The following is a 23,688-nucleotide window of genomic DNA, read 5'->3' as shown; positions in this document are numbered from 1 at the left end:
TTACCTTTGTTTAATTTGTCCTGAAGATTTGCTATTTTTGTTATTTTGTAAAGACTTTTTACTAGGTAAGTTAACCGATAGCTGATCTTTTATTATATCTAATTTGTTAGATTTTAGATTGACTACCGACTTTATTTGACTATCTAATTTTTGCATGGATACATTATGCTCTACTGCTCGCTGTTGAGACAAGAATTCCTTATTATTTTTCCATAAATTAGTTTTTAGAGCGGTAATTTTTTCTTCTTGCACACTCATGGATTTATCCTGACTCAGAATTACCCCGCCAATTTTTTCGCCGATTTTGGGAGCATATTCTATTGCTAGAATAGAAGCTGGTACTACCATAAAAGCGAATGTGGCACCAGCTGTTGCAACACTGATAGCCCCAACTGCTAGAACAGAAATAGCAGTTATAATTTTACTAGTTGCTTGTTTAAATATTTCAATTTTCTTATTATGTTTTACTGCAACATTTACTATTCTATTAATTTCTAATCTAGCATTAGTGCTGACTTCCTTTGGGTTTTGATATTTTTTCACCGCATGCATTACCGTTGTACAAAATACTTCTGGTTCAAGCTGTATAAAATTTGTTAATTCATAACTATTCCTTGCTGCCAGTAAATCTTTTAACACTTGTTTTATTACTTTTCTCTCTTCAGAATTTGCCTTACCAAAATTTGTATTTATTAGTGTATCAATTATTATATCTTCTGATTTGTTTAGAATATTATCTCTATCTTGATATTCTACTGCATCAGGAGAGATTGCTACCGAAAATAACATTAAAACTGTTGAAAAACTATCATCCGTAATAACTTTCTGACCGAGAAAAATTCTTAATTTACCAATACAATTACTTATATGGACATCAATCTCAGGTGTTGATTTAAGTCTAATTTCGTAATCAATAGCTATTATATTAGCAAGTGTTAAACACGCATGTTTTGTTATATTATTAAATAACTCTTCACTTATTCTTTTTTTACATATAGAAATGTTTATACTGCTAAGTTCATTAGTCTTTGGCTCTTTATTTTTTAACATGAGAGTGTTTTTTTACAAATGAAGCTATCGTATCCTCAAAAAAAATAAATTTTTTATTTAGTAAGTCAATTTGCTTAGTTTTTTCATCTTCTGTTAAGAAAGAATATTTAATACTATTAGACACTATTTCTTTTAGCTTATCATAAGATGGTTTATAGCGAGTGACAAATTTTAAATATTCATCAGTTAAATTATTACGTGACACCCCTGGATCATCAGTAGAAATTGCAATTGGTACTCCATACTGCATATAAAGTCTCACTGGATGATCGTTACCTTGTACTCCTAGTAACGCTTCATTACTAGTCAAATTAATTTCTACAAGTATATTTTTGTTTAATAATGTATTTATTAATTGGTAGGGGTTAGATTCATGCATAATATCGACACCATGTCCTATACGGTTTGCCTCTGCCACATTAACCGCATCATTAATATGATAACTCAATTCTTCAGGAGCAACTTGACCTAAAGTAAGCTCTCCCGCGTGCAGCGACAATTTTACATTAGGAAATCTTTGTTTTAAGAAACGAAACATTTTCATATGCAACTTATAATCACGTAAAGCAATAGGATGAGCCTCATTACCAACAATGTTAACTCCAACAAATTTGGTATTATTCTTTACCATTAAAAACGCTGAATATAATCCAGAAAATATCAGCGATGGGTTGTTGAAACGTACTACATATGGTTGAAATCGCATACTAAAATCATCATCATCAATATCTTTGGAGTTAGATACGATTTCACATAAATTTTGAGCGATTTCATTTTGTATAATGCTATCTTTATCTAAAACATCAACAGCCTGACTTAAAACACTATTGATAGTGGCATCATCTGTATTACTTGTTAGTTGATTAACCTTATCAAGTGCAGGATTGTCACTAATTAGGGCTAAGAACAATATAGTTTCAATATATTGGATATTTTCTGATTTAGCTCTTACTTTTAATAAGGTCAAACTACTTTTGACATCAACTGCTTCTATTGGACCTACATATCCAAAAACATTAAAGAAATGTTTTAATCCATCTTCTTGAGTACAGTTATGATCGTAAAAGAATCTACCATATGACCAGCGACTTAAAAGAGCGGTATATAGATCATAATTATCTTGGAGAGCAGTAATACTAAGGCATGTTTTATTTAGTTTATTTGGTTTATTTTTTTGCACGTGATAGCTATTTTTATCTATACAAAAACCAGCCTTATTAATAAGATCTAAATAATTTTCGGCATATATAGCTCCACTAAAATGATGATGAAGCTCCCCTCCTTTGGGTAATAAACTTAAAAACATATTAAGCTCTGCCATATCGTTACTGGATATCAAATTATGGTAATATTGACTAGTAGCGATATAATCTTTTGTTTCTTTTGATGAGGAGTTACTAGCCATCGTCACTTCTGCAATAAAAATAATATTTAAAATAATGATAACTCTTACTAACTTTTTTACAACAATATTCATATATTTTTCTAAGATTTATTAATAATTTTGTTATAAACAATATACAATAACTACTTAAGATTACAATTACTTATTTGCCGTTATTTCTCTTATACGCATGTTAAGTTTTGTAAATATCATATCAGGTGTTCTTTCTGTTGATAGTTTATAAACAACCTTAGGTTCTAATACATCTTCTTTCTTTATGTCTATAGATAGTACAATAGTATTCTCCGGCATACAAGAATAGATTTCTCTTATAATTGTCAAGAAAGTTGCAAAATCTTTAGTGGCAAATCTTATGTAAACATCATAATTCTTTATCCTTATAGTATCCTGCTTTGTTCCCACCATTGGGGTAATACCACTAAAGAATTCTTGTTTAATTGATATAGTAATAGGCTCATTTAAGTTGTATTTTTTTGAGAAACTATCAATTGTTGTTATTAACCTTGCTCGTTCTAAACAATTTTGTCTAGCAGAAATAGATAATAGTTTTGAATATCTTGCATAAGTTTCTAGTATTTTATGTTTGGAATTTATTATAGAATACAACTTTAACGTTTCTTGAGCTAGAGATTCTTCTATATTTTGATTCTTGGCAATTGATTCCATATAATCTTTATTAATACTTTGCAGCAACCATAAAATAGTAGAAATACACAGACAACACATAATAAACTTAAAGAATATAACATTTTTTAGATGAACAATAAAATTTTTAAGCATCTCTTATCCTTTTTTCTTAGTAATAATAACCTCAGCAGGTATTACTACTCTATTAGGTAACTCTAATATTTGATCAGTAAATATCGTAAATTTAATATCCATATTGCTAAATATTTTACTAAAATTTGCAATTTCTTGTTTTAAGAGCTGAGTAGCATCTTCAACTAGCATATCACTAACGATAAATTTTAATAATATCTCGATTTTTATATACTGATTAGATGATAATAACGTATTATCTAGATCCGACCTTTGCCATTTAATCTCCTCTAGGTGCAGATTAGGTGGTAAATTTGTTAAAAACTTTTCTAACGAGTCAAATGGCGTTGGTACGGGGATTTGCAATAATGCTTCAAATACGTATAAATCAGCTAAATTAGTGGTATTTTGAATATATGGATAGGTTTGCTTAACATTATAATAATCTTGTTCAGCACTAAAATAGTGTGAATTTAAAAGATCCAATTTTCTGTAATTTGCTACGGTTTTAATTTTGATAGCACATGCAGCAAATATCAATACTATTATTATAGTGATAAATGGTTTGAAAATTAAAGAACTGATAATATTGAGTTTAGCTATGGATTCTAAATATTTGTTAGAGGCTAGAAAGCTTTTTTGTTCATTAAATAACTTGACAACCATTGCATCTGAAAATTTGCTATTATCACCTAATACACTGCTAGACTTACATATTACTGGATGTTCAGCAAAACTGGATTGTTCTAATAACAACTTTAGACTTTGGTCTACTATAAGAATTATACAAACTTTAAGGGTTAAACTATCAATATAGCTTTTACAAGATATCAAACAATCTTCCACTTCTTGTTCAATTATACCTTGAATATATAAGTCTGACTTATCAGCTGGATAATCAAATGTTTGAATTGAGATTATATTACCTTGATGTTTAACAACAAGTTTAATACCGTTTGTACTTAAAATACATACAAAAATTTGTAAATATTCACTATACTTATTATTTTCAACATTTTTTACAATTTTATCTATAATTGTTTTCCATTCCAAAGCTAAAAAATAAATCCCACCAAACTTTTGCCTCTTACTTGCCAAAAGATTCATAAGTAACTTACTTAAAGGTGGGGTATAAGGAGTAGATACCAGCAAGGTATTCCACACCTCACTATATTTGGTATTGATGTTATAGACATTGTAAGCAACTATATCATCTATAGAAAAATACTCCTCTATAAACTTTTCTACAGGATTGGTTTTTAATATTGAATGTAGTACAGGTACTATATCATGGCGTACTTCACATGCAGAACCGTTTAATAAGAAGAAAACGTAATAGTTTTTGAATTTACCAAAAAATTCTTTATAGGAGCCTAAATTATCTTGGTTTTCAGCAGAAACAAATAAAGTATCCACAATTTTATCGTGTATTAAAGCACAAAGAAATGTACCTTTATCGCCTATTAAAATAATAATATTTCTTTTATATAAAAAATATACAACCAATTTATGTAGTTTTTTTAGTAAAACTTGTAGTTTAGGTAGTTTGGATATGTTAATCATGTAACTAATACTTAGACTTAAATATTTAAACATAGACTATTATAACAGCAATTATCTCTCCACTAAGCGGATTTAGTATTTTTTTATGATTTATCTATAAAAAAATACTAAATCCTATTGAATAATTATAATATTATCCGTTTCAAACGGATAATGGCTATGTGAATGATATTAGGTGCAAAACCTTAAATTACTATTATTTTAAAATAAATTTTTATTTTTGTAATATTTTGTTGAACATTCTTAAATAATAAATATACTCTCCTTGAGTTAGGTTATTATAACGAATTATAAAGGACGATAACCTAATAAAATTCTAATGATCTTAATAATTGAAAAATGAGCATACAAAATATAGATACACCTTATTAGGTAAGAATAGTATATTTTGTAGTATTACAAAATCAATTATTAGTAATATGTTGAACTAATTGAGGATTACATTATTATGGCTAAACAACAAAATTATTGGTTTACAAAACAGGATGTAGAGAATGCTTTGGTGATACTTACAGCTGTGCAAGCAAAAAACATTAAAGCTATATACACAATAATAGGTTTACCTAGTGCAATACAAGAGAAACTTACTGGTAAAACTAGTATAGACGCTGAAAAGATATTGACTACACAATTCCCAAAGTTAAAAAAGAGTTATGCTAAAGATGAAAAAGAAATACCACATATAGACCCAAAGTCTCAAAAACTCAAACTAAACGCATTATGCACAAAATTAGCTGCAAAAAAACAAGAATTAGAACAAGTAAAAAAATGTCTAGATTTGATTCATGCCATTAATGATCCAAATGTATCTATTAAACAAATACTTAATATGAGCGACGTATCTTATCGTATAATAGACGAACTGAATTTAGACAATAAGTATACAACTATACCTACAGTTGTAAATGAATTGAATAGCTTATTGTCTACATTTGATGCTCCATCACTAGAAAATGATTCTGATTATGCATCTGGCGATGAACTTCTTAGTAGATCAACTAGTAAAACACAACACACAGTGAAATCTCTAAGTAATATATTAACAAATCCACAACATGACCTATTGTTAAAGCTCAAGGAAGCAGCAAATGAATTCACTCTAAAGAGAGGACTCGACAACACTGCACATACAAATAATCATATTGATGACGTTATCGTAGCAGGAGAACATCATGATACGCATTAAACTATAGCTAGCACGGAAAGGTTAGTTACAGTAATGGAATAGAATCAATGTCATTCCCGCTTACGCGGTAATGACATCTTTTCTTCTCTTCATAATGTTTAAACTACCATGGCAGTTATATACTAAAAAAGTTGTTATTGCAGTAGACACCACACCCCAAATTCTCTATAATACTGCTATCTTCAAGAATTTTACAATATTAAGAGCCTAAATTATACCCTAAATTTGAGATTGCTAAGTTTTAATAACTCTTGATTTGCAAGTATGTAGAGTCAGTATAATTCCCAATTGAAGAGGTGAATTTAATAAAGAGAGTTTAGTATGAATAAATTGTTGAATATAATTCACCCCCATCCTTCTAAAGACATATCAGATAAAATTGGGGGCAAGGAGAGTTATATCAATATGACAGTAGGCAATCCAAATTTCAACCTTCCTGAAAAACTTTTGAATAGTTTAAAGGCTACAATAGAAAGCAATGATAGTACCCTTAATAAATATGCAGATTCAAGAGGTTTTTACCCTTTACGTACCGCAATTGCAGAAAGATACAAGATAAAATACAACATTAAGCTGCAACCAAATAACCAAATACTTGTTACTAACGGTTGTGCTGAAGCTATTTGGTTAACAATCTTTACTACAACTAACATAGGAGATGAGGTAATAATTCCTGATCCATGTTATATGCTTTATGAACCTATTGTTATTTCATTAGGACGTTTACCTGTAAGAAGTGTTACTTCACATCTTAATAGATTTGAATTAGATGTTGACGATATTTTAAAGTGCATAACTCCTAAAACCAAATTAATCATCATTAATACTCCGTGTAATCCAACGGGTACAGTTTATACTTTAGAAACATTAAAAAAATTGTACCAAATTATAGTAGAAAAAGATATTTATCTTATGCAAGATGAAGTTTTTGATGATTTTATCTTTACAGGACAATCTCATATACCAATAATTAAATTTTGTGATAACATGCATAATTTAATTGTTGTAAACAGCTTTTCAAAAAGATTAGGCATTACTGGTTGGAGAGTAGGATGGCTAGTTGCATCAGAGAAGTTTACTACACAAGCACTAAAGGCTCATACTTATAATTGTTTGGCTGTCAACACATTGATACAAACAGCACTAGCTGAGGTAATGAATGATCAAGAGGTCATAAATACGACCAAAAGTAATGTATCACTGTTAGAGAAAAAGCTAACTCGCTTTTTCTATTCACTGCAAGAAATTGATGGTTTTAAGCTTGATAAAGCTCCAAATTCAGGTATGTATTTATTTCCTAACATTAGTACCTTATACAAAAAGATTCCTAATAGCTATCAGAATAATTCTGTAAGTGAATCTGTTGCTAATTTTATTTTAGATAAAACTCGTGTTGCGGTTGTCCCTGGGACAGCCTTTGGTAAAGCCGGAGAGAATCATATAAGAATATCCATAACTGGCTCAGAAGAAAGTTTATTGGAAGCGATAGTAAGACTTAATACACAGTTAATAACATAATAGACTTTTTTTAAAGGATCATTATTAATGACTAAATTTACCACTGAAGAAATTAGAAATAAATTTATAAGTTATTTTGTTGCCAATAATCATCTGCATGTTCCAGCTAGTTCTCTTATTCCTCATAATGATCCTAGTTTAATGTTTGTTAATTCCGGGATGGTACAATTTAAAAATGTTTTTACTGGTCAGGAAAATAGAGACTATCAAAGAGCGGTTACTAGCCAGAAATCACTACGAGCTGGTGGTAAACATAATGATCTTGAGAATGTTGGCTATACCGCAAGACATCATACATTCTTTGAAATGTTGGGCAATTTTTCTTTTGGTGATTATTTTAAGGAAGAAGCAATATATCATGCTTGGAATCTTTTAACCAAGGAATTTGCTATAGCTAAAGAAAAACTATATGTAACGGTTTATCATACTGATGAAGAAGCAGCTACATATTGGAAAAAAATTGCTAATTTAAGTGATGACCGAATTATTAAAATAAAAACCACTGATAATTTTTGGTCAATGGGAGATACTGGACCTTGTGGACCATGTTCAGAAATTTTTTATGATCATGGAGAGCAGATAAAAGGTGGATTACCAGGAACGAAGGATCAAGATGGGGATCGCTTCATTGAGATTTGGAACATGGTCTTTATGCAATTTGAACAATTGGATAATGATACTAGGATTGAATTGCCTAAAAAATCTATTGATACAGGAATGGGGTTAGAGCGTATTAGTGCTGTAATGCAAAACGTGTATAATAATTACGACACAGATTTATTTAAGGAAATAATCGCCTATACCGAGAATATAGTAAAAGTTAAAGTAGAAGGAGAGGCTAAGTTTTCTTACCGAGTTATTGCCGATCATTTACGTGCTTGTGCTTTTTTAATTAGCGATGGTATCATGCCATCAAATGAAGGTAGAGGCTATGTACTTAGGCGTATTATGCGTCGGAGTATGAGGCATGCCCATATACTTGGTAGTAGTGAACCTTTGATGTATAGATTACTTCCAAAATTAGTAGATATGATGGGAACAACTTATCCTGAACTAAGGAGGGCTGAGGCTTTTACCAGTAATATCTTGGAACAGGAGGAAATAAGATTTAAAGCAACTCTTGAACGAGGCCTTAAGCTGCTGGATGATGAGACACAGCATCTTAGTAAACATTCAGAACTATCAGGAGAAATAGTATTTAAGTTATATGATACATATGGTTTTCCTGTTGATTTAACTGAAGATATATTAAAAGCTAAACAAATCTCCATTGATCTTGATGGCTTTAATAATAAGATGCAAGAGCAGAAAGAAAGGGCTAGAAAATCTTGGTTAGGTTCGAATGAGTCTAAAACAGATAAGATATGGTTTGATCTTAAAGCAGAATTTGGTAGTACCGAATTTTTGGGTTACTATTTGAATGAGGCGGAAGGTAAGATATTAGCTCTAATTAAAGATAATAAATTAGTTGATATTATAGAAACTAGTGAAGAAAAATTTATTGTAATTAGTAATCAAACTCCTTTTTATGGGGAATCTGGTGGACAGATGGGAGATATAGGTTATATCAAATCTACCAATAGTAAAATTAGAGTAGTAGATACTGTAAAATATCTTGGTTCAATAATTGCTCATATATGCATTTTGCAGGAAGGAATCAGCATCAAGATTGGAGATAGTGCCGATTTTGCTATTGATATCAAATATCGTAATAATTTAAGAATTCATCATTCTGCAACTCACATATTACATACAGTATTACATCAAGTACTGGGTAAACACGTAACGCAGAAAGGATCGCTCGTAGCGTATGATCGTCTACGTTTTGATATTAGCCATATGACAGCATTGACGACAAAAGAAATTATATCGATCGAAGATAAAGTAAATCAGATTATTACGGATAATTCGAAAGTTACTACAACATTAATGTCAACAGATGAAGCTATTAAGGCAGGTGCTATGGCTTTATTTGGTGAAAAATATGATTCTGAAGTAAGGGTGGTAGCAATGGGAAATCCGCTTGAACTAAATTCACTTGAACTCTGTGGTGGTACACATGTTACTAGAACTGGTGACATTGGAATATTTAAAATTATTAGCGAAAGTAGCGTTGCAGCTGGCGTTCAAAGGATAGAAGCTGTTTGTGGTGAATTTGCCTTAAAATTAATTAGACAAAACGATACTATAATTGATGACTTGTCTTCAACCTTAAAAATAGGTAAGAATGAAATTACTGATAAAGTAAATAACCTGATTGCCAGTAAAAAACAATTAGAAGATAAGTTAGTAGCTACTCAGGTCTCGATGCTTGACTTGAATATTGAGCAGATTGCCAAAGAATCAGTCAGTATCTCCGATATATACTCAAAGCAGAAGAGCATACAATTTATCTATAAACTAGTACAAAATTCGGATACTAAAATATTACGCTTATCTGCTCAGCGAATAGTTGATAAGTCAGATAATCTAGTGATTGTATATATAGGTATGCCTGATTTGCAGGGTAAATTATCTATTACTATTGCGGTTAGTAAAGAAATTAGCAATAAGGTACATGCAGGTAACTTAGCTAAAGAAGTGTCTGTATTCCTTGGCGGTAGCGGCGGTGGTGGTCAGGCGAATATAGCTCAGGCTGGTGGCACGGATGTAAGTAAAGTAGGAAAGTTACAAGATATGATAAGGGAGTTGTTATCTAAGTTCTGAATTATTAAACGTCGGCTATATACGATATTTTTACCACATTTATCCAAGAGTTTAATGCTAAAACTATTTTAGGCTTTTAAGTAACAGTATGATAATATATAATACACAGGTAGGATGTTTAACAATTTTTTCTGTTAAGCAAATATGATCAATAGCTTTATTTAAATTAAGGAGTTTGTTATGCTAATAAAAAAAACTACAATAGCTTTTTTAGCACTATTTGTACTTTCTGGATGTCATCATAGAAAAAAACCGGCGGAAGTGGAGGTAACTCCTAGTGTTGAGGAAAGTTCTTTAGCTGCTGATTTCGAAAGAAATGTTGGTGATAGGATATTTTTTGCTTTCAATAAATCAGATCTTTCAAGTAAATCAAAAGAACAGCTAAATAAACAAGCCGTTTGGTTAAAAAAACATTGTTGTACTAAAGCTACTATTGAAGGACATTGTGATGAAAGAGGCACAAGAGAGTATAACTTAGCACTTGGTGAAAGAAGAGCAGAATCTGTACGAAAATACTTGATTGGTCTAGGAATTGATAATAACAGACTTGATACTATTTCTTACGGTAAAGAGAAACCAGCTGTTATGGGTTGTGACGAAGCAGCTTGGGCACAGAACCGTAGAGCTGTAACTGTTATAAAATAAAGTATCCTACTATTTGCTCTTTTCAAGAGTTGTTTTTACAACTCTTGAAAGTTAAAAAATCGTCATTGCGAAGCACCGTTAGGTGCTGTGGCAATCTTCATGAAGTAAGGTCTCCTTCACAAGATTGCCACGTCGCCGCTTTGCGGCTTCTCGCAATGACATTTATGCATTTTAAAAAACAAACTTTTCTATCATTAGTTGGGACTTTTAAACTGCCCTGCAAACAGCAGTCATTTCTTGTATATCACCACTACAATGTAGTACTAAGTCACAACCAGCTACAATAGTTTGTCTAGCAACTTCAACTATACTTGTAACAAATTCTGCCTTCAGTTTTGGGAATTCTTCTACTAAATATTTTTTTAGTCCGGTTTGGTCGGATTTGTCTTTAATAATTCCGTATTCAATAAGTTTTTCTAAATCTTGATTACTTATCGTAGTTGTAGAATCCTGCTTTTCAAAAATCGTCAGAGGTTTTTTAACTATTGAGTATTTAGCTCCAATTTCACCATGCAGGGCAAGCATACAAATATCATCTGAAACTAACATACCTTTAAAACCAATGTCATTTCTAATGAACTTTATAGCAGTGGGCGATAAAGTTACTGGTAGATTGGTATCTAAAGCCTCAAATACAATGTGAGCTGTCATAGCCCATCCTGCCTTAGCATTTTTAGATAGTTGTCTAAACACTTCAAAATCTGTATTATTTAATTCAGCAAGCGAACTGGTAACACGCGGCAACTTATAATGACTATCACACGTAGCTCGACCATGCCCTGGTATATGCTTAATAATGGCAATGCCTCCCTGCCCTTCTATCGCCTCTATTGTTTTTGCACATAAGCCAACTACTTTTACTACAGAATCTCCAAAGCTACGATCTCCAATAGCATTATCAGTATAAGGGTAACGCAAATCAGCAACTGGACAACATGGCGAGTCTATTCTATATTCTTTTAAACTCTTCATCAGGCTTGAATAATTTGCAAAAACTTTTAAATATGCATTCTCTGCACCTTCTTGATCATATATTCTACCGAAATCACCAGCAGGGGGATATTCTAGATCTATGATAGGTGGCTTCAACCTTGCAACCCTGCCCCCCTCCTGATCGACAAAAATCAATATATTATAGTCATATAAGCCTCTTAAATCTTGTACTAACTTTAGTAACTGTTCTCGATCTACAATATTTCTTTTAAAGAGAATAAAGCCATATATTGGATTTTCTAAAAATAATTCCCTTTCTTGCACAGTCAAACTAGTACCAGCAATGCCAAATATTAAAGGTTTCTTGAGCATTTATTATTCCTATAACGCGAATTCGGGATAAGAATTTGTCAATTCTTATCCAAATTCAGTGAAATTATCGAAACAATCAGATTTGAGACGGCTCTGCATCTGATTGTTAAATTAATATTTTGCTAAAAACATGATTTTAAAAGATTAAAATCATGTTTTTAGCTTTAGAAAAGTTTAAAATGCATTCGCGTTAGCCGCTTTAAGAATGCATTTTTCCTTATATTAAAGCCCATTCGGGATAAGAATTAACTAATTCTTATCCCGAATGGGGGTCTATAGTGTTTTCTGTAAATTACTAAATTTTGAATACTGACCATCATAGTGAAGTTTTACGCTACCAACACGACCATTACGATGTTTTGCTATTATAATATCCGCAATATTATATACTTGATTTATATTATTTTGCCACTTTGCATGTTCTTCATTACCTGAAGAAGGCTCTTTACGAGTTAGATAATATTCTTCTCGATAAATAAACATCACTATATCCGCATCTTGTTCAATAGACCCAGATTCTCGCAAGTCAGATAACATTGGTCTCTTATCTTCTCTAAGTTCTACAGCTCTAGATAATTGTGATAAAGCAATTACTGGAATATTTAATTCTTTGGCTATAGCTTTCAATCCTTGAGTAATTTCTGAAATTTCATTTACTCTATTATCATATTTATTTATCCCTCTAATTAACTGCAGATAATCTATAAATAATATACCAAGGTTATGTTTACGCTTCATTTTTCTTGCCCTAGTACGAATAGCTGCAATAGATAAAGCTGGCGTATCATCAATAAAAAATGGTAGGCTTGACAGATCTATAACTTCTCTACGTAATCGATTATAATGTTCTTCCGTCACATGACCTGTACGTAGCGAAGACGAGTTAATTTCAGTATGCATGGAAAGAATACGAGTAGCAAGCTGCTCAGATGACATTTCAAGAGAGAAAAAACCTACTGACTTATCTTTTTCTTGTTCCTTATTTTTTAACTTCATAGAATTACAAGCATTTATCGCAAGATTTATGGCAAAAGCTGTTTTCCCCATTGATGGGCGTGCAGCAATGACAACTAAATCTGAGTTATGAAAACCTGATAACTCCTTATCTAAATCAATTAATCCTGTAGAAATACCTATTACATGATTAGAATTCTTCATTGCTCTGTTAATATTGGCAAGGGACTCCGAGAGAGAAACAGCAATTTTAACAAAACTCTTGTCATTAACTCCTTCACTAGCAAGGTTATAGAGTTTACCCTCTGCATGCTCTATTTGTTGACTTGCATCATATTCTAAAGAGGAGTCATAAGCATTATTAACTACCTCCTCCCCTATCTGAATTAAATTACGCCTTACTGCCAAATCATAGATTATTCTTCCATAATCAAGAGGATTAATTACCATCATTGACAGAGTAGCCAGCTTATTTAGATAGTCACTGCCACCTAATTGCTGAAATAATTCGTCTCGTTCTAACATGCTTCTAAGCGTTACCGGAGTAGCAATTAAGCCTTTTTCGGTAATAACTTTAATAGCATTATAAATCTTTTGATGTATCGGCTCAAAAAAATGATCTGGTCTTAGGAATTCTGAGACAGTATTTAAGTAATCATGGTTGACTAAAATTGCTCCTATTAACATTTGCTCGGCCTGAACATTTGCTGGCAAAGTTCGAGCAACAGGCAAAATTATACTTGACTCACTTGATCCGCTTGACTTATCTATTTTATCACTCACTTTTTTACTACGAGACATAATTTTAATTTAATGATTTAAAAACTTTTCTACTTCCAAAGCCGCCATGCATCCTGTACCAGCAGCGGTAACTGCTTGTCTAAAAATTTTATCTTGTACATCTCCAGCAGCGAAAACACCTTTAACACTGGTTTCCGTTGAATTTGGTTTAGTAATAATATAATTATCACTATCTATATCTAGTTGCCCTTTGAACAAACCAGTATTCGGCATATGACCAATTGCTACGAATATACCAGTACAATTAATTGAACTAAGCTCCCCTGTTTGAGTGTTTTCAAGCTTGGCTGAATTAACCGATTTAGGATTATCAGTACCAATGACCTCAATCAGTCTATGATTCCAAATGACCGATATTTTGGGATTTCTAAATAATCTCTCTTGTAAAATCTTCTCGGCTCTAAAACTATCCCGGCGATGAACAATAGTCACCTGACGTGCATGATTAGTTAAATATAATGCCTCTTCAACAGCACTATTCCCCCCACCAATAACTAATACATCCTGATTCTTGAAAAAAAAACCATCACAAGTAGCACAAGCTGAAACACCATATCCTTTGAATTGTGCTTCGGAAGGAATATTCAGCCACCTTGCTTCTGCACCGGTACATATTATAACGCTGTCCGCCCTAATTATACCAGACGAGGTGGTTACCACTAAGGGTTTTTTTGAAAAATCAACCTTTTCTACATAATCATAGATAATTTCTGCACCAACATTTTTTGCCTGTTGCGTCATTTGTTCCATTAACCATGGACCTTGAATAGGCTCTGCAAAACCTGGATAATTTTCAACATCTGTAGTAATAGTTAGCTGCCCACCTGGCTGCATACCATGCAATAATATTGGTTTTAGTGCTGCCCTAGCTGTATAGATTGCTGCACTCAGTCCAGCAGGACCTGACCCTATAATAAGTACTTTAGTAGAACGATTCATAACAACCTAAATTTTTATATTTTCAAAGCATTTACCCAAGATTTTATATAACTAATCTGATCATCGGTCATTAATGAAGGTACATGACCAGCATAATCAACAACGAACAAATCAAAATCTTTGGTTTCTTTCATCTTCTCAATAGTAGATTGTTGCAAAATTTCTGATTTAGCCCCGTGGATAACCAACAATTTACAAACAATCTTATTCCATATAGTCCATATATCAACATTTTTTGGCTTATTTGCATTAGCATTCATACCTTGTACTATGGCAGGATCATAATTCATTTTATATTTTCCATCTTGGATTTTTATAAAACTATATTTGGTAAGATGATCCCAATCTTCCTCACTACTAATACCGAATTGGCTATATATTAGCTTTAAATGTTGCTTGGCACTAACTAAATCAACAAATGAGGGAGTTTGACCTGCATATTGACCGATTTTAACTAGAGTAGATGCTGGAATAAAAGGTCCTACATCATTTATAATCATTGCTTTGATAAGTTCCTTATATTTACTAGCTAGCACATAACCAATTATTCCACCCATGGAAGTACCAAGCCAAATACAGTTGTTAATACCTAATTTTTTTAAAAAAAGCACCGTATCTTTTACATATACTTGATAATTATAATGCTTTTTCGTTTTAAAAACATCACTATCCCCACGTCCTGGATAATCTATAGCAATTACTCGAAAATTATCACTTAATACCATAGCGATTTTATCAAAATCATGAGCATTCCTAGTTAAACCATGGGTACAAATTATTACATTTTCATTATTAGGGTCACCAAACTCAAGATAAGCTATTTTATGAGCTGGAATATATTGTGAGCCTAACCAATTAATATAACCCGAGTTGCCAATTAATTTATAAGAGCAGAGCTAGGTTTTATGAACATTTGAAGTTAATTTGTAACATTAAAACACTTAATAAAAACTATATTTTTTAGAAATATGTTTGTATTAAAAATGTTTTAGTATCGAGCCTCACATGAAACCAGCGTTAAATATAGCTTTTGCCAGTATAATTAATTGGCAACTCGGGTTAATATAAGGTCCAACTTGGATAAATTTTTGTATCATTTTTTTATATCATTAGTGCTATAGCTAACCTGACTAGCATTACACCAAATTCACAGACGCTATTAGCGACGAAGCAATCTATAATTTCGCGTTAATCAGGTTAGCTATAATAATTAATTCAAATCACTTAAAAATATAGTTACCATAACTGGTATATATACTACACCAAAAAGCAGGGAAAGAAATACTGTGGTAGCAACTTTTTCTGGATAGAATTTTTGTAAACTGGCTATGACAATTACGTTTGCTGCCATAGGAGCAGTTGAAAGAAGCCTTAAAGCATTGTAATAATTCTCATCATACCATCCTAAAACAAACTTATCCAAAAGAATAAATATGTTAACCCCTAGTGGATAGAATAAAAATTTTGCCATGAAAGTAGCTAAAGTAAACTTTATGTCTATTTCAAACTTTTGCAAAGCTGAAAGAGCTAAACCAACCATAACCATACCAAGTATAGAAAATGCCCCCCGCATGTTATATATAAAATCATCTAGGAAATCAGGTAAAGTAAAACCAGCAAAACTAAATAAACAACCAAGTAAAAAACCGTTTAAAATTGGTAACTTTACAACCTTCAAGATACTTTCACTACTATTAGCAAAGCTCCTAGCACAAATATAAAAGCCTACTGATGATTCGAAAATATTTATTCCTATAACTGCCATCATATAGATGCTTAAAACATAATCATCAAAGAGAGTAGCGGCTATTGGCAGCATAAAATAACCACCATTAGCGGTACCTGCAGATAATGCTATAATGTTTCGTGTATGATCAAGCCAATATCGCCCAAAAAAATAGTAGGAAAATATTGATAACGAAGTGGCAATGAAAAAAACAACTACAGTAACGCTTAATGCTGATAAAGTCAAAGTAGTACTGGCGGGAATAGCAAAAAAAACAATAGGAGATATAAAATAGAATAACAAAGAAGCTATACTATCTCTCTCAACTTTAGAATATCTTCCTGCTAAAAAACCAATTACTACACTCAGTAATACAGAAATGGTTTTAAAAAAAACTATAGTAAAAATTGCCATGCTCTAAAAGCCAAAAGATATCAGATGCTGTTTTACTTAACCTTTTAGAAAATAGCAAATTTATTCCACAATTAACATAAATAAAGTACCTTTATTCACCTAATTCTTGTATAGCAAGACACAGATCTGCTAATTGAGTTCTATATTTTTGTTTACTAAGATAGCGACTATTTAATTTAAGATTTTCAAAATCTTTATTACTGGTAGGTAAATATTGACAAATCTGTACTAATTCCTCATCAGAAATAAAATGTCTCCTTGGTAAATCTATTGTACTGGCTTGTTCCTCCCGATAAGCTGCCATAATTTTCATTTTATGAATAAAAGACTCTGAATGATTATTGAATCTAACTTTTTGCCAAGCTTTTTGTACATTAATAATATAATTTTCAATATTAAGCAAAGATTTTATTTGCTTGTCATATTCGTTTTGTAAGTTATTATCTTGAATTATTTGTTGCAATACCTTGTAAATCGGCTCTAAATATTCAACATCTTTAATAGCATAATTTAACATATTAGCATTAATTGGACGCTTTAACCAATCAGACCGTTGGTAAGTTTTATCAATGTGAACTAAGCAAATTTTGCTACATATATCCGAATAACTCAAATATTTACCAAAATCACAAATACCAGCTGCAATTTGTATGTCAAAAACATTTTTTGGTAGTTTCTTAAATAAACGATAAAATATCTCAAAATCCTCTCTAGGGGCGTGAACTATTTTAAGAATTTTATCGTTCAGAAATATTTCGTTAATAGGAGAAAGATCCAAATTGCTCAAAGTGTCAATTATCACTTTATAACTACTGGTCATAATTTGAATTATGCTAAGCTGAGCAAAATAGGTATTTTTACGCAAGAACTCAGTATCAACACTTATAGTCTTACAATCCAATAACTGTCTACAGAATTCATTTAATGCTTTCTGATTATCAATAATAAGTATTTTTGAAGTATTAGTAATTAAATTGCTCCTATATAATAAACTTGGTATTTTTCTATACGCGAATTTGGGATAAGAATTTGTCAATTCTTATATACTCTTCTGTTTTGAAGAATTGTTTTTTGAAAATATCATGGATTCGCATGTGTAACTATACTATATGTATGCTACGCCTTCTCACCATTCATTTTCAAATCCAATTCGTAGGATCATTTGAGTATCCTAAATTCGGTGAAATTATATATTGCTTCGTCGACCTACGGTCTCCTCGCTAATAGACGTTTTATAGACGTATATGTCTATTAGCGAGCGAACGTATGTGAGCGTGGCAATCCATTTTGCTAAAAACATGATTTTAATCTTTTAAAATCATGTTTTTAGCTTTAGAAAGGTTTAAAATGTATTCGCGTTAACCGCTTTAAGAATGCATTTTTCCTTATATTAAAGCCAATTTTGGATAAGAATTAACTAATTCTTATCCAAAATTGGGGTTCTATGCTTTTTTGTGGTTAAAAGTAGCGTAACACTTTTACGCTACTTTGTCAAAGATGGAATCCTTAATTTATAAAACTCATCTTAAAATAAGTGTTTCATAAGTGCTACAATTAAAAAAACAATTAAGACATTTCAAGAAACAGATAATCGGAACTATTAAACCGATGTCTCCCATCGAACTAAGGTAAAATAGTCAAATAAGATTCTAATAATACTATTAACGCGAATTCGGGATAACAAGTTATCCCAAATTCGGCTGTATATATAGAAACAATCAGGTTTGAAGCGGTTCTACACCTGATTGTTAAAATATCATTTGCGTTCAATAGATGATTTTAATTATTAAAATCATCTATTGAACGGTAAAAAAGTTAAAATGTACTCACAGAACCGCTTCAAGAGTACATTTTTCTTTATATCATAGCTAATTCGGGATAAGAATTATAATTCTTATCCCGAATTAGGGTTATTAGAATTTCATAAGTGTGAATTTTAACTATATCCACTCTTTCAATTCTTGTATATTACTAATTGGGCAAATTAGGTTATTACTTAACTTTTCAAGTTTGGAGCAAATTAATTTATTGAATCCTAATTTCGTTGCTTCTTTTATTCTCATTTCTGCTGCATTGACTTTTCTTATTTCACCAGATAAACCAATTTCTCCAAAAAAAACACTATGTTCTAGCACAGCTTTATTATTTGCTGCAGAAATTAAAGCAGCTGCAACAGCTAAGTCTGAAGCTGGTTCTGAAATTTTAAGCCCACCAGCAACGCTTAAATATACTTCCTTAGAAGTTAAGTTAAGACCAAACCGTACATTAAGTACAGCTATTATCATTGATAATCTATTTAAATCCCATCCTACAACCGAACGTCTTGGCATTGGCATATTGGAAGGGGCAATTAATGCCTGAATCTCAATTAATAACGGTCTAGATCCTTCAATTCCAGCAAATACTGTTGTTCCGCTAACATTTTTATCCCTTTTCATCAGAAATAGCTCGGAAGGACTAGAGACTTCCATAAGACCACTAGCAGTCATCTCAAAAACACCGATTTCTCCTATTCCACCAAATCTATTTTTAATAGAACGCAAAATACGAAAATGACTATTAGGATCACCTTCAAAATATAGTACGGTATCAACAAGATGTTCGAGTAACTTAGGACCAGCTAATTGTCCATCTTTTGTCACATGACAGCTAAGTAAAATAATAATATTATTTTGCTTAGCATAGCTAACTAATTCATTAGCACAGGCCCGAATCTGCGAAATAGTGCCAGGTGGTGATGATAGTGTGCGAGTTACCATTGTCTGAATTGAATCGATTACTACCAAATCAATATTGTTCTTATCAGCATCAATAGTTGAGATAATATCTTCGATATTAGTGGCAGCTAAGATAGATGTTGTTTCATTATTAAGACCTAATCTTAAGGCTCTTAGCTTTATTTGGTCAATGGATTCCTCACCAGTTATATATAAGCAATTCATTCTAATTTTATCACAAAAAGAACCTGCCACTAAGTGTAATAATAAAGTTGATTTACCAATTCCAGGATCACCACCAATTAAAATTGCCGAAGAGGAAACCAACCCGCCACCCAACACTCTATTTAATTCATTTATAGGCGTAGGAGTACGTAATGATTCCACAACGACACCATCAAGCTTTTGTATTTGTTGTTTATTGCCTAACCTAACTTGTACTTGACTAATTACCTCTTCCTCAATCGCTCCCCATAAGCCACAATCAAAACATTGTCCCGCCCATTTTGATGTACTATTACCACAATTTGTACATATATATTGCTTTTTAATTTTACTCACTTTCCTAATTTTAATTCCTTTTCGCCCTATATGATATTATGCAACCAATAATTGCTCCAACAGACTATTCGCTTCCTCTATAATATCTTTTCCTACCAATGTTTTGGTAAATACTAACTTAGTATCCGGTTTTATTTTGGTTTGCTGAGGATGTTTTATAACAAAATTCCTAACCTTATCAGCTATATCTGCTTCTTTATAAAATTTTAAAACAAATCCTCGATCACCAGAGTCTAAATTTTCAATATTAAGCTTACTGCATTTATGCTTTATTTTTACTATATTAAGTAGATTATTAAATTCTGATGGGATAGGACCAAAACGATCAACCATTTCGTCCTTAAAATTTTCAATATCTACATCATCAATTAAATTTCCAACTCTTCTGTACAAACTTAGTTTAAGAGCAGAATCTGCAATATAATTGTCAGAAATGAAAACAGGTAATCCCAAATTAATTATTGGCACAAAAGCTTTTGGCTGCTCAATAACTTCATCCTTAAGAATTGCTATTTGTTCATCTAACATCTCCTGATAAAGCTCCACTCCTACTTCTTTAATCTGCCCAGACTGCTCTTCTCCTACTAAATTGCCAAAACCACGTAAATCCATATCATGGCTGGCAATGGTAAAACCAGAACCAAGAGTACAGCTACTTTGCATTATTTCTAGCCGTTTTATTGAATGTGCGGTCATTTTCTTATAATTAGCTAAGGTTAAATAGGCATAACCTCTGACTTTACTTCGTCCTATCCTACCTCTGAGCTGATATAACTGACTCAAACCAAGCATATCAGATTTATGAATAATCATTGTATTAGCTTCGGCAATATCTATACCTGACTCAATTATTGTGGTAGAAACAAGTATGTCAAACTTACCATCACAAAATTCACTCATAATCTCATCTACTTTGGCAGCTGGCATTTGGCCATGAGCAACTTTGTACTTTAGTTCAGGTACAACCTCCTGTAAGTATTTCTCTATATCCGGAATGTCCTTAATTCTAGGCACTACATAGAAACTTCTACCACCACGGAAACGTTCTCTAAGTAAAGCATCTCTAATAATCACCGGATCAAACGGCATAACTATTGTCCGAACTTCTAGCCTATCAATCGGTGGTGTGGCAATGATACTAAGGTCTTTCAGCCCTACCATAGACATCTGCATTGTACGAGGAATTGGTGTTGCCGAAAGAGATAGAACATGCATTGTAGTTCTTAGTTTCTTTAAATGTTCCTTTTGAGCAACACCAAAATGTTGTTCTTCATCAATTATTAATAATCTGAGGTTACTAAATTCTATATTCTTACTCAGCAAGGCATGTGTACCAATTATTATATTAGCTGTACCCTTTTTGATTTGTTCTTTAACAATTTTAGCCTCACTATTGGTAACTAGGCTAGATAATTGTACTATATTCAGCCCTAAATCCTTAAATCTTTTACGAAATCTTAAATAATGCTGCTTACCTAGAATAGTAGTTGGTACGACAATGGCTACTTGAGGGGAGACGTCACAGTTTGCGTCACAGTTTGATTTAGCTACCATAAAAGTTGCCCTTATTGCCACTTCAGTTTTTCCAAAACCAACATCACCACAAATTAATCTATCCATTAAAATACCTGAGTCAAAATCTTTTCTAATATCATTTATGGCATTTAATTGATCTTCAGTTTCGGTATATTTAAATCTCTGACAGAATTTGTCATATTCTTCATGATCAAACTCTATTGGATTAGTTACAGTTAATTTCCTCTTAGCGGCTATTGCTAATAATTGCTCGGCAATTTCTGTAATACGATTCTTGAGCTTAGCCTTACTTCTTTGCCAGCTACTGCTACCTAACTTGGCTAGCTGTGCTTCACTACTACCATATTTCTTAATTAGCTCTATATTCTCAACAGGAATATATAATTTATCATTATTCTCATATAAAATTTTTAGGAAATCATGAGCTTTGCCTTTAACATCTAGTGTTTCAACATTAAGAAATTGACCAATACCATGATCCTTATGAACAACTAACTCCCCTTCGCCTAAATTATCTAATTCCATTAGAATGTTTTTAAGCTTACGTTTAGCACCTTGCTGGCGAACGTTTACCGCACTTTTTCCTAAAATATCGTGAGCTGCAATAAACAAATATTTATCACTATAAAATCCTTGACTAAGTTGGACATATGCAAGATTTATCACACCAATTTTTGCCTGTTGTAGATTGTCTATCTCGATATATTTCTCGTGAGTAGCTATTTATCAAGCTCTTCAGTCTTTCCAAATTACTTTTAGACTGACAAAAAATAATTGGTATTTTAGTATTATTGTTCTCTATAATCTCAAATAGCTTATCAAAAACTGTCTTATCCTCAATAAAACTAGTTGCAATAATTTTTTCTAATGAATATGCATAAGATGAATCTTCAGGACTAATTAAAATATTCTTATCCTGTTCTAGTAAAGTTTGTATTTCTTTACTGGTAAAGTAAATCTGCTCAGGAGGCAATGCAGGATAGAATGTGTTTAATTTTATTTTGTTAGACTCAATCCGCGATCTGTAAAGATCTGTATAATTATTCTCCTGCTCAATAATTGATTGTAACGACAAATTATCATAAATAATAATAGGGTCATCTAAATAATTAATTAAGCTACTGAAAGAATTATAGAATAAAGGAGATAAATGTTCATATCCTTGAAATTTTTTTCCTTCAATTACTGATTCATATAAAGGGCTATTCACGTAATTAACACCAAAAGCTTTTAGATAATTATCTCTAAAATTCTTTATTGTTTCTAGATTTAATATTACCTCACTGGCAGAATTAATTATTAACTCCGTACAGCTATTAGTAGAAATTTGACTATCAATATCAAATTCTCTTATTGACTCTATGTGATCCCAACTAAAATTAATACGATAGCCCTTATACCCTGGCAAAATTATATCTACTATCTCTCCTCTTACTGAAAATTCACCACTATCAATGCTACTACTACTCCTTGTAAAACCATTATGTACTAGGAATTCGGCGAGCTTGCCCGCTGAAAACTTCATTTTATTATGTAATTTCAGAAAAGACTTAACTAAGAATTCCGAAGGTGGTAATTTGCTCAGTAAATTCACCGCATTAGTAACTACCAATTTTTTTTCATTATTAGTTGCTAAATAACTTAGTGCATTAGCTCTTTCTGATAAAATGTTAGACTGGGGCGAAATGCGATCATATGGTATAGTATCAAAACTAGGAAAATATAATATATTACTAGTCTTAATGCTTTGTGCAAAAAATAATAATTGTTTATGGCTATTAATTGCATTATCTTCACTGGCAAAAATAAGTAAAATATTCTTAGTTGGTTTATTTGAGAAATACTCATTAGCAAAAAAACTTTTTGCACTGAGTGGTAGAGGTTGTTGTATCATTGTTTATTA

General features: G+C 31.8%; 15 protein-coding genes and 1 pseudogene. 4 read left to right on the top strand and 12 right to left on the bottom strand.

Annotated elements, in window-relative coordinates:
• From AAGD19_RS04305 to AAGD19_RS04290, 4 genes are all read right to left on the bottom strand, one after another.
• A complete protein-coding gene (locus AAGD19_RS04305; RefSeq protein WP_341747280.1) occupies positions 1-1,050 on the bottom strand; it encodes an RP853 family protein in 1,050 nt (349 codons plus the stop codon).
• Positions 1,037-2,527 carry a hypothetical protein gene (locus tag AAGD19_RS04300; RefSeq protein ID WP_341747279.1) on the bottom strand — a complete coding sequence of 497 codons (1,491 nt, stop codon included), beginning with the start codon at positions 2,525-2,527 and terminating at the stop codon, positions 1,037-1,039. The genes AAGD19_RS04305 and AAGD19_RS04300 overlap by 14 nt, the downstream gene beginning before the upstream one ends.
• 66 nt (positions 2,528-2,593) lie before the next feature.
• Positions 2,594-3,235, bottom strand: a complete 642-nt coding sequence (locus tag AAGD19_RS04295) for a hypothetical protein (protein ID WP_341747278.1) — start codon at positions 3,233-3,235, stop codon at positions 2,594-2,596.
• Between the two features lie 3 nt (positions 3,236-3,238).
• Positions 3,239-4,810, bottom strand: coding sequence for a hypothetical protein (locus AAGD19_RS04290; protein ID WP_341747277.1), 1,572 nt, complete (start codon positions 4,808-4,810; stop codon positions 3,239-3,241).
• Positions 4,811-5,225: 415 nt separating this feature from the next.
• Here AAGD19_RS04290 and AAGD19_RS04285 point away from each other — a divergent pair, with 415 nt between their 5' ends.
• The 4 genes from AAGD19_RS04285 (at position 5,226) to pal (ending at position 10,832) form a co-directional block, all read left to right on the top strand.
• On the top strand, positions 5,226-5,963 hold the full coding sequence (locus AAGD19_RS04285) for a hypothetical protein (RefSeq protein WP_341747276.1): 738 nt from the start codon (positions 5,226-5,228) through the stop codon (positions 5,961-5,963).
• A gap of 321 nt (positions 5,964-6,284) precedes the next feature.
• The gene (locus AAGD19_RS04280) at positions 6,285-7,481 is read left to right on the top strand and encodes a pyridoxal phosphate-dependent aminotransferase (RefSeq protein WP_341747275.1); all 1,197 of its coding nucleotides are present in this window, start codon (positions 6,285-6,287) and stop codon (positions 7,479-7,481) included.
• Positions 7,482-7,508: 27 nt separating this feature from the next.
• Complete coding sequence (gene alaS, locus AAGD19_RS04275) at positions 7,509-10,187, top strand: alanine--tRNA ligase (RefSeq protein ID WP_341747274.1); 2,679 nt, start codon at positions 7,509-7,511, stop codon at positions 10,185-10,187.
• A 180-nt stretch (positions 10,188-10,367) separates the two neighbouring features.
• Positions 10,368-10,832 carry a peptidoglycan-associated lipoprotein Pal gene (pal, locus tag AAGD19_RS04270; RefSeq protein ID WP_341747273.1) on the top strand — a complete coding sequence of 155 codons (465 nt, stop codon included), beginning with the start codon at positions 10,368-10,370 and terminating at the stop codon, positions 10,830-10,832.
• A gap of 207 nt (positions 10,833-11,039) precedes the next feature.
• Here the strand turns inward: pal and AAGD19_RS04265 are convergent, their stop codons facing one another.
• From AAGD19_RS04265 to mfd, 8 genes and pseudogenes are all read right to left on the bottom strand, one after another.
• Positions 11,040-12,137, bottom strand: a complete 1,098-nt coding sequence (locus tag AAGD19_RS04265) for a glycoside hydrolase family 3 N-terminal domain-containing protein (protein WP_341747272.1) — start codon at positions 12,135-12,137, stop codon at positions 11,040-11,042.
• Positions 12,138-12,410: 273 nt separating this feature from the next.
• Positions 12,411-13,892 (bottom strand): replicative DNA helicase, encoded by a 1,482-nt coding sequence (locus AAGD19_RS04260; protein WP_341747271.1) that lies wholly within the window; start codon positions 13,890-13,892, stop codon positions 12,411-12,413.
• 9 nt (positions 13,893-13,901) lie between these two features.
• A complete protein-coding gene (trxB, locus tag AAGD19_RS04255; protein ID WP_341747270.1) occupies positions 13,902-14,831 on the bottom strand; it encodes a thioredoxin-disulfide reductase in 930 nt (309 codons plus the stop codon).
• 14 nt (positions 14,832-14,845) lie between these two features.
• Entirely contained in the window at positions 14,846-15,709 is an 864-nt protein-coding gene (locus AAGD19_RS04250) for an alpha/beta hydrolase (protein ID WP_341748461.1), read from the bottom strand.
• 332 nt (positions 15,710-16,041) lie between these two features.
• Positions 16,042-16,971 carry an AEC family transporter gene (locus AAGD19_RS04245; protein ID WP_341747269.1) on the bottom strand — a complete coding sequence of 310 codons (930 nt, stop codon included), beginning with the start codon at positions 16,969-16,971 and terminating at the stop codon, positions 16,042-16,044.
• A gap of 91 nt (positions 16,972-17,062) precedes the next feature.
• Positions 17,063-17,923 carry a ribonuclease D gene (locus AAGD19_RS04240; RefSeq protein WP_341748460.1) on the bottom strand — a complete coding sequence of 287 codons (861 nt, stop codon included), beginning with the start codon at positions 17,921-17,923 and terminating at the stop codon, positions 17,063-17,065.
• A gap of 988 nt (positions 17,924-18,911) precedes the next feature.
• Positions 18,912-20,249 carry a DNA repair protein RadA gene (radA, locus tag AAGD19_RS04235; protein WP_341747268.1) on the bottom strand — a complete coding sequence of 446 codons (1,338 nt, stop codon included), beginning with the start codon at positions 20,247-20,249 and terminating at the stop codon, positions 18,912-18,914.
• Between the two features lie 36 nt (positions 20,250-20,285).
• Positions 20,286-23,679 (bottom strand): annotated as a pseudogene (gene mfd / locus AAGD19_RS04230) (transcription-repair coupling factor).
• Positions 23,680-23,688: the final 9 nt, after the last annotated feature.

Origin of the sequence: Candidatus Tisiphia endosymbiont of Dascillus cervinus, assembly GCF_964026405.1 — a bacterium.
GTDB lineage: Bacteria > Pseudomonadota > Alphaproteobacteria > Rickettsiales > Rickettsiaceae > Tisiphia.
Note: the sequence above shows the minus strand (reverse complement) of the source record. Positions and strands in the feature narration are given on the sequence as shown.